This window comes from Streptomyces sp. NPDC055013, from assembly GCF_053608645.1.
Genome location: NZ_JBSGVW010000042.1, coordinates 1 through 12,875, shown reverse-complemented (window position 1 = coordinate 12,875; position 12,875 = coordinate 1). Strand labels below are relative to the sequence as shown.

Genomic DNA, 12,875 nt, shown 5'->3' with positions numbered 1-12,875 from the left:
GCGGGGGGGGGGGGGGGGGGGGGGGGGGGGGGGGGGCCAGGCGACCGGCCTCGGCTCATGCCACTGGTCGACACCAATATTGGTGGGGCGCGCCATGCGCCAAGTGCTGGCAGACGAAGGCGCCCGCGGTCATAGTTGGCGGACAAACGTGCACCGGACCCGCCCGACTCGGACACCTGGGGGTTCTTCCGCCCATGAGCAGAGCCGAACAGCCGTCCCGCAGAATCGTTCTGGCGGCCGCGGTCGCCGCAGCCGTCACCGGCAGCGCCGGCTCCGCGGTGGCCGACGTCCGCCCCGAGGCCAAGGACCTGGCCTCCGCCCCGGCCCGCACCGTCGACAACCGGTTCTGGACCTCGTACGCCGACTGGCACAGCGGCGCAGCCCGGGGCACCCGGGCCGTCGCCGGCGCCCGCCCCGGCATCGTGATCGCCAAGGCCGCGGGCACCACCGACTACACGGACCCGCACACCGGCAGGACCGCCCGCTGGGAGTACGCGACCTGGACGTCCCCCGTCCACCGGCTCACCGTCCCCGCGACCGAGGCGATCGCCTCCTGGAACGCGCACACCCCCGACGGCAGCTGGCTCGGGATCGAACTGCGGGGGACGTACTCGGACGGCACCGCCACCCCCTGGTACGTGCTGGGCCGCTGGGCCGCCGGCGACCAGGACATCCGGCGGACCTCGGTCGACGACCAGAGCGACGACAAGAGCAGCGTCTGGACGGACACGTTCGCCATCGACGACCCGGCCTCCGGGCTGCGCCTGGCCTCCTACCGGCTGCGGCTGACCCTCTACCGCAAGCCCGGCACGAAGATCACCCCCAAGGTCTGGCGGGTCGGCGCGATGGGCTCCGACGTCCCCGACCGCTTCACCGTCCCGGCCTCCACACCCGGCCGCGCCCGGGAGCTGACCGTCCCGCGCTACTCGCAGGAGACCCACGTCGGCCAGTACCCCGAGTACGACAACGGCGGCGAGGCCTGGTGCAGCCCCACCTCCTCGCAGATGATCGTCGAGTACTGGGGCGGTCGGCTCACCCAGGAGCAGCTGGCCTGGGTCGACCCGGCGTTCGCCGACCCGCAGGTCTGCCACGCGGCCCGGTACACGTTCGACTACCAGTACGAGGGCTGCGGGAACTGGCCGTTCAACGCCGCCTACGCGGCCACCTTCAGGGACATGCAGGGCGTCGTCACCCGGCTCCGCTCGCTCACCGATCTGGAGCGGCTGATCGCGGCCGGCATCCCGGCCATAACGTCCCAGTCCTTCCTGAAGGAGGAGCTGACCGGGGCCGGGTACGGCACGGCCGGCCATCTGATGACCGTCATCGGCTTCACCGCCGACGGCGACGTGATCGCCAACGACCCGAACTCACCGAGCAACGAGGCGGTGCGGCGCGTCTACAAGCGGCGTGAGTGGGAGAACATCTGGCTGCGGACCAAGCGGTACAACGCCGACGGCAAGGTCGTCTCCGGCACCGGCGGTGTGTGCTACCTCTACTTCCCGGCGCGTCCGACCCCGAGCCAGCGCGCGGCGCTCGCGGCGGTGGGGGTGCGCTGAGCGGGTTGTGCTGTGAGCAACCTCTCCGCCGCATGTCGCGTTCGCGGTGGCAGGGTGGGCCTATGACCGCGCACTCAGCCACCGCCACCCGCGTCCGTACCGGCGGCCCCAAGGAAGACGGCCCGAAGATTCTCGAGCACGTCCTGGGCTGGACCCTCGTCGTGGTCGTCGCGATGCTGGTCACGCAGCTCGGCCTGCTGTGACTTGACACACACAGGCATCTTTGGCCGGACATTTACCGACTCTGCTGTAGAGCGGCTTCATCAAAGCCGATCAGACTCGAACGAGCAGCTGGCGTGCCTCTGCCATACTGCGGATGTCCCGCCGCCCGTTGGATAACAGGGTCGAAATTGAATATCAGTCAGCAGCGCGACGCGGCCCGCCCCCGGGCCCGCGGCACCGAGCGCTCGATGGCGCGCCGTGCCGAACTCATCGTCATCGGGCGGAAGCTGTTCGCCGACACGTCGTATGACGCGCTCTCCATGGACGACATCGCCCGGCAGGCCCATGTCGCCAAGGGGCTCATCTACTACTACTTCCAGTCCAAGCGCGGCTACTACCTCGCGATCATTCAGGACTCCGTCGCCGACCTGGTCACCTTCGCCGCGAGCGGCCTCGAGCTGCAGCCGGTGGACCGCGTCCACCGCACCATCGACAGCTACCTCCGCTACGCCGAGCACAACCAGGCCGCCTACCGCACCATCGTCAGCGGCGGCGTCGGCTTCGACACCGAGGTGCACGCCATCCGGGACGGCGTGCGCGCGGCGATCGTGGCGACCCTGTCCGAGGGTGCGTACGGTCGTACCGACATCGCCCCCCTGGCCCGGATGGGCCTGCTCGCCTGGGTGTGCAGCGTCGAGGGAGCCACTCTCGACTGGATCGACCGCCCCGAGCTGCCCCGCGACACCATGCGCGACCTGCTGGTGAAGACCCTGGGCGGCGCCATGCGCGCCATCGAGGAGATGGACCCCGCCTACCCGGCACCGGAGCCGGCCCGCCGCGACGGCTGACCCGGCCGCGCCCACGACAAGGGGCGGAGGTCTCGTGGTCCTCCGCCCCTGGCCCCCCGTGCGACCGGCTAGTTGATCGCCTTGATCAGCTCACCGCCCGTCGTGTCCCCGCTCAGCTCCCAGAAGAACGTTCCGCCCAGCCCCTGCTGGTTCTTGTACGTCATCTTCGACGCGATGGTCGCGGGGGTGTCGTAACTCCACCAGTTGCTCCCGCACTTGGCGTACGCGGTGCCGCCCACCGTCCCGGTCGCCGGGCACTTGGTCTTGAGGACCTTGTAGTCCTCGATGCCCGCCTCGTAGGTGCCTGCGGCCGCCCCGGTCGCCGTGCCGCCGGGCGCCGACTGTGTGACGCCCGTCCAGCCACGGCCGTAGAAGCCGATGCCGAGCAGCAGCTTGGACGACGGGATGCCGAGGCCCTTGAGCTTGGCGATGGTCGCCGAGGTGTGGAAGCCGGTCTTCGGGATGCCGGAGTACGAGTTCAGCGCGGAGTGCGGAGCCGTCGGGCCGGTCGCGTCCCAGGCCCCGAAGAAGTCGTACGTCATCGGGTTGTACCAGTCGACGTACTGCGCCGCGCCCGCGTAGTTCGCCGCGTCGATCTTGCCGCCGCTCGTGGCGTCGGCCGTGATCGCCGCGGTGACCAGGTTGCCGGAGCCGAACTTGGCGCGCACCGCCGACATCAGGTTCTTGAAGGCCTCCCGTCCGCTGGTGTCACAGGTGGCGCCGCAGGCGTTCGGGTACTCCCAGTCGATGTCGATGCCGTCGAAGACGTCGGCCCATTTGGAGTTCTCGACCAGGTCGTAGCAGGACTGCGCGAACGCGGCGGGGTTGCGGGCCGCCTCACCGAAGCCGTTCGACCAGGTCCAGCCACCGAAGGACCACAGGACCTTCAGGCCCGGGTGCTTCTTCTTGAGCTCGCGCAGCTGGTTGAAGTTGCCCCGCAGCGGCTGGTCCCAGGTGTCGGCGACGCCGTCCACGGACTCGGCCGCGGTGTAGGTGCGTTCGGTCGCGGCGTAGTTGTCGCCCATCGCGCACTTGCCGCCGGTGACATTGCCGAAGGCGTAGTTGATGTGGGTCAGCTTGGCCGCGGAGCCGGACGTCTCGATGTTCTTGACGTAGTACTTGCGGTCGTACGTGCCCCATTCGGTGAAGTAGCCGACGACCTTGGAGCCGGCGGCGAGTCTCGGCGCCGAGGGGGCGGGTTCGGCCGTGGCGGTGCCTGCGCCGGCTAGCAGCCCGGCGCCGAGGACGGCCGCGCACGCGGCGGACACGAGCGCCCGGAACCGGACGCGGGGGCGGTGCGAAGTGAGCATCGGGGTGTCTCCTCCGTGGGGGAGAGGGGAGCTGGGCCGATTGGCATGAACGCGATGATGTGAACTGCTCCGCCAAGGTAGGAGGACTAGACCAGTACGTCAATGGTTCGGACCAATTTCGGTGCCGCGGATAACTTGCTGGATACTTCTTGGAGTGAGCGGTCGTTAACTGGTGACCGGTTGCCTCCGATCGGGCATACTCACAGCGCACAGCCGCTGTTCAGCAGCTTTCGAGACCCGGAAATTGCGAGCATCGGACCGGCACCAGTGAGACCCGGCGGAGCCGCCCCACCCAAGGCGTATGTCCGCCGACGTGCCCGACAGGGAGGATCGTCGACATGCCCGACCGCGCCCCGCAGCCGGTGGACCGTCAACTGCCCACGGACGAGGCCCGGGATCTGATCTCGCTCGTCCGCGACATCGCGCAGCGCGAGATCGCCCCGAAGGCGGCCGAGGAGGAGGATGCCGGACGCTTCCCGCGCGAGGTCTTCACCCTGCTCTCGGAATCGGGACTCCTCGGCCTGCCCTACGACGTCGAGTACGGCGGCGGCGACCAGCCCTACGAGGTCTACCTCCAGGTCCTCGAGGAGCTCGCCGCGGTCCGCCTCACCGTGGGCCTCGGCGCCAGCGTGCACACCCTGGCCTCCTACTCCCTGGCCGCCTACGGCACCAAGCAGCAGCAGGTCGAGCACCTGTCCGCGATGCTCGGCGGCGGACTGCTCGGCGCGTACTGCCTGTCGGAACCGGCGGCGGGCTCGGACGCGGCCTCCCTGCGCACCAAGGCGGTCCGCGACGGCGACGACTGGGTGATCACCGGCACCAAGGCCTGGATCACGCACGGCGGCATCGCCGACTTCTACACGGTCCTCGCGCGCACCGGCGAGGACGGCCCACGCGGAATCACCGCCTTCCTCGTGCCCGGCGACGCTCAGGGGCTGAGTGCGGCCGCACCGGAGAAGAAGATGGGGATGAAGGGCTCGCCCACGGCCCAGGTCCACTTCGACGGGGTCCGGGTCGGCGACGAGCGGCGCATCGGCGACGAGGGCCAGGGCTTCGCCATCGCCCTGTCCGCGCTGGACTCCGGGCGGCTCGGCATCGCGGCCTGCGCGATCGGAGTGGCCCAGGCGGCACTCGACGAGGCGGTGGCCTACGCGACCGAGCGCCGGCAGTTCGGCAAGCCGATCGCCGACTTCCAGGGCCTGCGGTTCATGATCGCCGACATGGCGACGCAGATCGAGGCCGGGCGCGCGCTGTACCTGGCGGCGGCACGGCTGCGCGACGCGGGCCGGCCTTTCGCCAAGCAGGCGGCCATGGCCAAGCTGCACTGCACCGACACGGCGATGAAGGTCACCACCGACGCCGTCCAGATCCTCGGCGGGTACGGCTACACCGCCGACTTCCCGGCCGAGCGTTACATGCGCGAGGCCAAGGTCCTGCAGATCGTCGAGGGCACCAACCAGATTCAGCGGATGGTCATCGCCCGTCACCTAGCAGGTCCCGAGGAACGCTGAACTGACCACGCTTGACCTGCGGCGCCGCGAGCCGGATCCACTCCGGGTCGTGGTGCCCGGGCAGGGTGCGGCCACGGTCGGCCCAGGTGCGCATCAGCTCGCGGTAGATGGGCGGATCCGGCTGCTGCGGAGGCGCCGGCGCAAGCGTTCCTGCGGGCCGCGGAACGAAGATGCGGCGCTGCGGTCCGGTCGCCGAATAGGTGGGGGGCATACCAGGGCAACGCGGAGGCGGCCGGACAAGTCACCGCTCGCCGAAATCGGGCGTGAGTTCACGGACGTCCGGCCCACTCTCTGGCCACGTACGGCTGCCTGACGTACCGTCAGCCCAGCCGCCGCCAGGGAGGTCAGCCATGGCCGACGACCACCGCCCCGTACCGCTCGACGAGTACCCGGTGCACCAGGTGCCGCTGTCCATGAGGTACGTCGCGACCAGCGACCGCAACGCCTACGACCGCTGCATCTTCCACGTCCTCGACCACGAGGGGCGTGCCCTGCTCATCCTCGGACTCGGGGTCTACCCGAACGCCGGCGTGATCGACGCCTACGCGACCCTGCGGGTGGGCGACACGCTGCACGCGGTGCGCGCCTCGGACGCGCTCGGCGAGGACCGCATGCGGCTCGCCGTCGGACCGCTGCGCATCGAGGTCGCGGAACCCCTGCGCCGCCTGCGACTGACGTGCGACGACGTCGAGTTGTCGTACGACATCACCTGGACCGCCGACTTCCCGGCCCTCTGGGAACCGCACCACCTCCAGCGCCGCGGCGACCGGCTCACCCTCGAAGGGCGCCGCTTCGTGCAGGCGGGCGGCGTGCAGGGTGTCGTGCGCGCGGGGGGTGCGGAATTCCGCGTCACACCCACCGAGTGGACCGGCACCCGCGACCGCAGCTGGGGTGTGCGCCCTCTGCCCGGCGAGGAGGGCGGGCGGTTCGCCGAGGAGCACCCGACCGAGGGCTTCCACTGGATCTGGTGCCCGGTGCGTTTCGAGGACCGGTTCCTGATGGTGATCGTGCAGGAGGACGCCGACGGACATCGCTCGCTGAGCGAGGCGACGATGGTCCGCCCCGGCCGACGCGACCGCCAACTGGGCTGGCCCCAGGCCGAGATCGGCTACCGCCCGGGCACCCGCCACCCGGAACGCGCCCTCATCCACCTCGGCGACATCCGCAAGCCGCAGGAGCTCGAGGTGGAGGTCCTCACCTCCTCCCCGCTCGCCATCGGCGCCGGCTACCCGCCCGCGGACGACTGGCAGCACGGCATGTGGCGCGGGCGCGGATGGACCGACCGGCGCACCTACGACCTCACCGAGGCCCACCCGCTCGCCGCGTACGGCGTCACCGATCACGCCGCGCGCTTCCGGCTGGACGGCCGGGTCGGCCACGGCATCTTCGAGCACGGCTCGTTCGGACGGCACGACCCGAGCGGGTTCGCGGACTTCAAGTCGGTCGCACCGTAGGGGGTTTGCAGCATGGCAGCCACGGCACCCCGGCCCCGCCCGCGCACCACCACCCGCGATCCGGAGGAGATCACCCGCCGTCTCACCGCGTGGCTCGGCACCCGACTGCCGGGAGCCAAGGCGGTCGGCGTCACGGCACCCGAGTCCAACGGCATGTCCAGCGAGACCCTGCTCTTCGACATCGAACACCCCGAAACACCGGTGCGCGCCTGCGCGTTGCGGCTCGCGGCGGACCCGGCGGCGTACACCGTCTTCCCGGTGTACGACATGCCGCGCCAGTACCGGACCTTGCGTGTCGTCGCCGAGCACACGGATCTGCCCGTGCCGAGGGCGCTGTGGCTGGAGGAGGACCCCGGCCCGCTGGGGGCGCCCTTCTTCGTCATGGAGCGCGTCGAAGGGCGGGTGCCGCCGGACGTCATGCCGTACACCTACGAGGGCAACTGGCTGCATGCCGCGAGCGACGAGGAGCGCGAGCGGCTGGAAGGGGCCACCATCGGGTTGCTGGCCCGGCTGCACGACCAAGTCCCGTCGCAGGAAACCGAGTTCCTCACCCTCCCGGGCGAGGGTGACGCACTGCGGAGGCATGTCACGGCCCAACGTGCCTACTACGAATGGGTGGTCGACGGACTCGCCCGCTCACCGCTCATCGAGGACGCGTTCGACCGCCTGGAGGAGCTGTGCCGAGTGATCCGGGCGCACCCGTGCTCAACTGGGGCGACGCGCGCATCGGGAACGTCATCTACGACGGTTTCGAGCCCGCCGCCGTGCTCGACTGGGAGATGGCGGCACTCGCCCCGCGCGAGGTCGACCTCGGCTGGACCGTCTATCTGCACCGCTTCTTCCAGGACCTGACGGTCGCCTTCGGGCAGCGCGGACTGCCCGACTTCCTGCGCCGCGAACGCGTGGAGGCCCGCTACGCCGACCTCACCGGTCACACACCACGCGACATGGACTTCCACACGCTGTACGCCGCCCTGCGGCACGCCGTCGTCATGCTGCGGATCGCCTACCGCCAGGCCTACTTCGGCGAAGTCGCCGTCCCGGCGGACCCGGACACACTGATCCTGCACCACGGCAGCCTGCGAGCCATGGTGCAGGGCAGCTACTGGAAGTGAGCGATGCGGCGGTCCCGCCGCGCGCGGCGTTATGCGCTCAGGCGGCCTGACGCCGCATGTCCGGGACCCTGATGGGACGCGAGCCCGGGCCCCCGACGTGCGAGAAGGGCTGGGTCCGCCAGTCCAGCCCCTGAGGGAGCGTCAACAGCAGGGCGGTGTCCTGCTCGTGGGGCTCCTCCGACTCGTCCGCGGAGCGGGCCTCGGCGGCCCTGCGGCCGGTGCCGACGCAGACCGTGAGGCCGAACGGGTTCCACGGAGAGGCGCACAGCGCGTGCTCCGGCAGAACCTCCTCGTCCGCCAGCAGGGCGATGGGCTGCGCGCAGTCCGGGCAGATCACCCGGTACATCTCGAAGGTGTCGTACGCGTCGAGCTCGTCGTCGAAGGCGTCGGGTTCGACGCCCTCCGGAGCGGGTTCGTCGACCGGCTGGAGCCGCTTGGGTGCGGTACGACCAGGGCGCTTAAGACTCTGCATTGGGTTCTCCCCCTCGGGCTGGGCCGTGAAGGCACTGCGGCCTCGACCACAGCAAGCACTTCCCGTCCGGTCTCGGCGGTAATCACGAGAACATCACGGAGCCTGTTCGGGGCCTGTGGCGTTCGTCACATGCCGCTCGCAGGTGCCCGCGGCGGCCGGTTTGTCCCTCGGTCGGCTCACGGCAGCCTCTCGGAGACATCACAAACCGGGCATGACCTGGGCTGCTCGGGTATCCGGGGAGATCAGCCGCACTGTAGGTTCTTGCGCCATGGAGGAGCTGGACCGACAAATCGTGCAGCTGCTCGTCAAAGACGGGCGGATGAGCTACACCGACCTGGGCAAGGCCACGGGCCTGTCCACGTCTGCCGTGCACCAGCGGGTGCGCCGGCTCGAGCAGCGCGGCGTCATCCGTGGCTATGCCGCGGTCGTGGACTCCGAGGCGGTGGGGCTGCCCATGACCGCGTTCATCTCGGTGAAACCGTTCGACCCCAGCGCCCCCGACGACATCGCGGAGCGACTGGCCGGGGTTCCCGAGATCGAGGCCTGTCACAGCGTCGCCGGCGACGAGAACTACATCCTGAAGGTCCGTGTGGCCACGCCGCACGAGCTGGAGGAGCTGCTGGCCCGGCTGCGGTCGCTGGCCGGGGTTTCGACGCGGACCACCGTGGTGTTGTCCACGCCCTATGAGGCTCGGCCGCCCAAGATCTAGTGCCCCCTGTCCGGGGCGGTCGGCGCGAGGCGCGAGACTGTTCTCCATGAGTGAGCGCAGCGCCGAACCGAAGACCGTCCTTCTCCGCCGCGGAGAAGTCCACAGCCCCGCCGATCCCTTCGCCACCGCGATGGTCGTCGAGCGCGGACAGGTCGCCTGGGTCGGCTCCGAGGGGGCCGCCGATGCCTTCGCGGACGGTGTGGACGAGGTCGTCGATCTGGACGGTGCTCTGGTCACGCCCGCGTTCACCGATGCGCATGTGCACAGCACCGCCACGGGCCTCGCCCTCACCGGCCTCGACCTGTCCGGCGCACCCTCCCTGGAGGCGGCCCTCGCCCTGGTGCGTGCCTTCGCCGCCGCCCGGCCGCACGACCGGGTACTGCTCGGTCACGGCTGGGACGCCTCGCGCTGGCCCGGCGGTCGTCCGCCGACGCGTGCCGAGCTCGACGAGGCCACCGGTGGCCGCCCCCTGTATCTCTCCCGCATCGACGTCCACTCGGCGGTCGTCACCACGGCCCTGCTGGACATGACGCCCGGCGACGTCGGCGCGGCGGACGCCCCGCTCGTCGCCGGCGCCCACCACGCCGTGCGCGCCACCGCGCTGGCCGCCCTCACCTCCGCCCAGCGCACCGAGGCCCAGCGCGCCGCCCTCGCCCACGCCACGTCCCTCGGAATCGGCACCGTCCACGAGTGCGGCGGGCCGGACATCTCTTCCGAGGACGACTTCACCGGCCTGCTACGGCTCGCCGCGGAGGAAGCCGGGCCGCGGGTCGTCGGCTACTGGGCGGAGCAGGACGTCGACAAGGCGCGGGAGCTGGGTGCGATCGGCGCGGCCGGTGACCTGTTCGTCGACGGCGCGCTCGGCTCCCACACCGCCTGTCTGCACCAGCCGTACGCCGACGCGGCCCATACCGGCACCGCCTACCTGGACGCGGCTGCCGTCGCCGTCCACGTCGCCGCCTGCACCGAGGCCGGCCTCCAGGCGGGCTTCCACGCGATCGGCGACGCCGCAGTGACCGCGGTGGTCGAGGGCGTCCGCGCCGCCGCCGAGAAGCTCGGGCTCGCCCGCATCCGCGCCGCCCGTCATCGCGTCGAGCACGCCGAGATGCTCAGCCCCGACACCATCGCCGCCTTCGCCGAGCTGGGTCTGACCGCATCGGTGCAGCCCGCGTTCGATGCGCTGTGGGGCGGCGAGGAGGGCATGTACGCCCAGCGCCTGGGCGCCGAACGCGCCCGCTCACTGAACCCCTTCGCGGCCCTGCTGCGCGCCGGCGTACCCCTCGCCTTCGGCTCCGACAGTCCCGTCACGCCCCTCGACCCCTGGGGCACGGTCCGCGCGGCCGCGTTCCATCACACGCCCGAGCACCAGGTGTCCGTGCGCGCCGCCTTCACGGCGCACACGCGCGGCGGCTGGCGGGCGATCGGGCGCGACGACGCGGGAGTCCTGGTGCCGGGAGCGCCCGCCGACTACGCCGTGTGGAGCACCGAAGAACTGGTGGTCCAGGCCCCCGACGACCGGGTCGCGCGCTGGTCCACCGACCCCCGCTCCGGCACCCCCGGCCTGCCCGACCTGACCCCCGGCCGGGAACTCCCGACCTGCCTGAGCACGGTTGTGGGCGGACGAACGGTCTTCGTACGGCCGGGCGAGTGATCTCCCGGGGTGGCGCGAACCGGATCGATCCGCTCCGCCCCGTCGCGCGACCTGCGCATCCTCTGCGCTGACCAGCGAATTGGGCGAATTTACGCAGGTCAAACGGCTGTTGACAGGCGGAGGCCCGGGGCCGGTAGGTTCGGCCGAGTCCACCACCGGACGCCCGACCGGGAAACCGCGGAACTTCCGGGAACCCGTCGCAACGCCGCTGGGTCAGGGACGGTGTGCCGTACCGGGGCACCGTCACTGGGAGCCAGGCTCAGTGCCCGCGCGGCGACGACGGAACGTTCCGGCCGGTCGGGGAGGTGTGACCCGGGTGGGGCCCGGGCGCTCAGTAGACAACGGCTTTCGGTCGACCCGCAGCCAGCGGGCCCCAGGTCGGCCCGAAGGGCGCCGGGCCCCCATCCGCAGGAGGCGTTGCCCCGGCCTACGGATGCGCCAAAAACCCAGGCCTACCCGGCTCTTGCGGAATCGACACCGCCATACGAACGTGCTGTCACGTCAGCGCAGGCCGCGCCCACTATGGTGGACGTCTGCGTACGGATGTGAAGGGGCAGCAGTGAACGACGGCGACGGGACCCTCGCGGCTCATGACCGGGGGAAGCGGTTCGGCCCGCTCGGCACGGCGTTGGTGATCATTCCGACCTACAACGAGGCGGAGAACATCAAGAGCATCGTCGGCCGGGTCCGCAAGGCGGTCCCCGAAGCGCATGTGCTCGTGGCAGACGACAACAGCCCCGACGGCACCGGCAAGCTCGCGGACGAACTGGCCGCCGAGGACGACCACGTCCAGGTCCTGCACCGCAAGGGCAAGGAGGGCCTCGGCGCCGCGTATCTCGCGGGCTTCCACTGGGGCATGGAGAACGGTTACGGCGTCCTGGTCGAGATGGACGCCGACGGCTCCCACCAGCCCGAGGAACTGCCCCGTCTGCTGACCGCCCTCAAGGGCGCCGACCTGGTCCTCGGCTCCCGCTGGGTACCCGGCGGCCGGGTCGTGAACTGGCCCAAGTCCCGCGAGTTCATCTCCCGCGGCGGCAGCCTCTACTCCCGGGTCGCCCTGGACCTGCCCCTGCGCGACATCACGGGCGGCTACCGCGCCTTCCGCCGAGAGACCCTCGAGGGCCTCGGCCTCGACGACGTCGCCTCCCAGGGCTACTGCTTCCAGGTCGACCTCGCGCGCCGCGCGGTCAAGGCCGGCTTCCATGTCGTCGAGGTGCCGATCACCTTCGTCGAGCGCGAGCTCGGTGACTCGAAGATGAGCCGCGACATCCTCGTCGAGGCGCTGTGGCGGGTCACGTCGTGGGGTGCGCGGGAGCGGGTGGGCAAGCTGCTGGACCGCACGAAGTCGTCGCCGCCGTCGCGACCGTCGTAGCGGCCCGTCCTCCTCTTATCCCGCTCTGAGCCGTGGCCAGGCACACTGGGTGCATGACGACTGGCGCTCCGCCCCCCACCTATCCCACCCGGCCCCGTCGCTCCCGGCTGCGCACCTTCCTGCCGCTGGGTATCGCCGCCTGGCTGGTGCTGGAGATCTGGCTGCTGACCGTGGTCGCGGACGTGGCGGGCGGGCTCACGGTGTTCCTGCTGCTGCTCGCCGGTCTCGTGCTGGGCTCGGTGGTCATCAAGCGGGCGGGGCGACGCGCCTTCCAGGCGCTGAACGAGGCGCTGCAGCGCGGCGGCACCCCGGAGCGCGGCGGTGGCAACGGCCTGATGATGCTCGGCGGCCTGCTGATCATGCTGCCGGGCCTGATCTCGGACGCGCTGGGCCTGATCCTGCTGATCCCGCCGGTCCAGAAGGCCCTGAGCGGCTACGCGGAGCGGACCTTCGACCGAAAGCTGCGTGAGGCGGGCCCGGGTTCGTTCGGCGACGCCTTCCAGCAGGCCCGTATGCACCGGCCCGACGGCAAGGTCGTGCAGGGTGAGGTCATCAGGGACGAGCCCGGTGATGCCCCGCAGGGGCCGAGGCCGCCGCTGAGCAAGTGAGCTGAGCGACTGAGGTGATCCGGGGGCGAAGCCCCCGGATTTCCTTGTCCGGCTCTCGTCGAACTTGTTCGACCTCGTCGAGGAGGAACGCACAGAACCGCAGGTGC

Annotated in this window: 11 protein-coding genes and 1 pseudogene; 10 read left to right on the top strand and 2 right to left on the bottom strand. The window is 71.0% G+C overall.

The window, feature by feature from the left end:
• Positions 1–194 precede the first annotated feature (194 nt).
• The 3 genes from ACWGDB_RS35720 to ACWGDB_RS35710 all read left to right on the top strand — a co-directional run bounded on the left by ACWGDB_RS35720 (position 195) and on the right by ACWGDB_RS35710 (position 2,566).
• Entirely contained in the window at positions 195–1,556 is a 1,362-nt protein-coding gene (locus ACWGDB_RS35720) for a peptidase C39 family protein (RefSeq protein ID WP_453826268.1), read from the top strand.
• Between the two features lie 62 nt (positions 1,557–1,618).
• Complete coding sequence (locus ACWGDB_RS35715) at positions 1,619–1,759, top strand: SCO1431 family membrane protein (protein ID WP_453826267.1); 141 nt, start codon at positions 1,619–1,621, stop codon at positions 1,757–1,759.
• Between the two features lie 147 nt (positions 1,760–1,906).
• Positions 1,907–2,566 (top strand): TetR/AcrR family transcriptional regulator, encoded by a 660-nt coding sequence (locus ACWGDB_RS35710; RefSeq protein ID WP_453826266.1) that lies wholly within the window; start codon positions 1,907–1,909, stop codon positions 2,564–2,566.
• Between the two features lie 68 nt (positions 2,567–2,634).
• Here the strand turns inward: ACWGDB_RS35710 and ACWGDB_RS35705 are convergent, their stop codons facing one another.
• Entirely contained in the window at positions 2,635–3,876 is a 1,242-nt protein-coding gene (locus ACWGDB_RS35705) for a glycoside hydrolase family 18 protein (protein ID WP_453826265.1), read from the bottom strand.
• A 338-nt stretch (positions 3,877–4,214) separates the two neighbouring features.
• On the opposite strand from ACWGDB_RS35705, the gene ACWGDB_RS35700 reads away from it, so the two are divergent.
• The 3 genes and pseudogenes from ACWGDB_RS35700 (at position 4,215) to ACWGDB_RS35690 (ending at position 7,956) form a co-directional block, all read left to right on the top strand.
• A complete protein-coding gene (locus ACWGDB_RS35700) occupies positions 4,215–5,387 on the top strand; it encodes an acyl-CoA dehydrogenase family protein (protein WP_453826264.1) in 1,173 nt (390 codons plus the stop codon).
• Positions 5,388–5,737: 350 nt separating this feature from the next.
• On the top strand, positions 5,738–6,841 hold the full coding sequence (locus tag ACWGDB_RS35695) for a hypothetical protein (RefSeq protein WP_453826263.1): 1,104 nt from the start codon (positions 5,738–5,740) through the stop codon (positions 6,839–6,841).
• Between the two features lie 12 nt (positions 6,842–6,853).
• A pseudogene (locus ACWGDB_RS35690) lies at positions 6,854–7,956 on the top strand (phosphotransferase family protein).
• 37 nt (positions 7,957–7,993) lie between these two features.
• On the opposite strand, the gene ACWGDB_RS35685 reads toward ACWGDB_RS35690, so the two are convergent.
• Positions 7,994–8,428, bottom strand: a complete 435-nt coding sequence (locus ACWGDB_RS35685; RefSeq protein WP_453826262.1) for a hypothetical protein — start codon at positions 8,426–8,428, stop codon at positions 7,994–7,996.
• Positions 8,429–8,696: 268 nt separating this feature from the next.
• Between ACWGDB_RS35685 and ACWGDB_RS35680 the strand changes: the two genes are divergently transcribed.
• From ACWGDB_RS35680 to fxsA, 4 genes are all read left to right on the top strand, one after another.
• Positions 8,697–9,137, top strand: a complete 441-nt coding sequence (locus ACWGDB_RS35680) for an Lrp/AsnC family transcriptional regulator (RefSeq protein ID WP_453826261.1) — start codon at positions 8,697–8,699, stop codon at positions 9,135–9,137.
• A gap of 46 nt (positions 9,138–9,183) precedes the next feature.
• Positions 9,184–10,788 carry an amidohydrolase gene (locus ACWGDB_RS35675; RefSeq protein WP_453826260.1) on the top strand — a complete coding sequence of 535 codons (1,605 nt, stop codon included), beginning with the start codon at positions 9,184–9,186 and terminating at the stop codon, positions 10,786–10,788.
• Between the two features lie 559 nt (positions 10,789–11,347).
• The gene (locus ACWGDB_RS35670; protein WP_383612960.1) at positions 11,348–12,160 is read left to right on the top strand and encodes a polyprenol monophosphomannose synthase; all 813 of its coding nucleotides are present in this window, start codon (positions 11,348–11,350) and stop codon (positions 12,158–12,160) included.
• A gap of 53 nt (positions 12,161–12,213) precedes the next feature.
• Complete coding sequence (gene fxsA / locus ACWGDB_RS35665) at positions 12,214–12,768, top strand: FxsA family membrane protein (RefSeq protein WP_453826259.1); 555 nt, start codon at positions 12,214–12,216, stop codon at positions 12,766–12,768.
• Positions 12,769–12,875 lie beyond the last annotated feature (107 nt).

What these genes read in the sequence shown, in the direction of transcription:
- ACWGDB_RS35720 (WP_453826268.1), top strand. Translation starts at nt 195, where the DNA reads ATGAGCAGAGCCGAACAGCCGTCCCGCAGAATCGTTCTGGCGGCCGCG.
- ACWGDB_RS35715 (WP_453826267.1), top strand. Translation starts at nt 1,619, where the DNA reads ATGACCGCGCACTCAGCCACCGCCACCCGCGTCCGTACCGGCGGCCCC.
- ACWGDB_RS35705 (WP_453826265.1), bottom strand. Translation starts at nt 3,876, where the DNA reads ATGCTCACTTCGCACCGCCCCCGCGTCCGGTTCCGGGCGCTCGTGTCC.
- ACWGDB_RS35700 (WP_453826264.1), top strand. Translation starts at nt 4,215, where the DNA reads ATGCCCGACCGCGCCCCGCAGCCGGTGGACCGTCAACTGCCCACGGAC.
- ACWGDB_RS35695 (WP_453826263.1), top strand. Translation starts at nt 5,738, where the DNA reads ATGGCCGACGACCACCGCCCCGTACCGCTCGACGAGTACCCGGTGCAC.
- ACWGDB_RS35685 (WP_453826262.1), bottom strand. Translation starts at nt 8,428, where the DNA reads ATGCAGAGTCTTAAGCGCCCTGGTCGTACCGCACCCAAGCGGCTCCAG.
- ACWGDB_RS35680 (WP_453826261.1), top strand. Translation starts at nt 8,697, where the DNA reads ATGGAGGAGCTGGACCGACAAATCGTGCAGCTGCTCGTCAAAGACGGG.
- ACWGDB_RS35675 (WP_453826260.1), top strand. Translation starts at nt 9,184, where the DNA reads ATGAGTGAGCGCAGCGCCGAACCGAAGACCGTCCTTCTCCGCCGCGGA.
- fxsA (WP_453826259.1), top strand. Translation starts at nt 12,214, where the DNA reads ATGACGACTGGCGCTCCGCCCCCCACCTATCCCACCCGGCCCCGTCGC.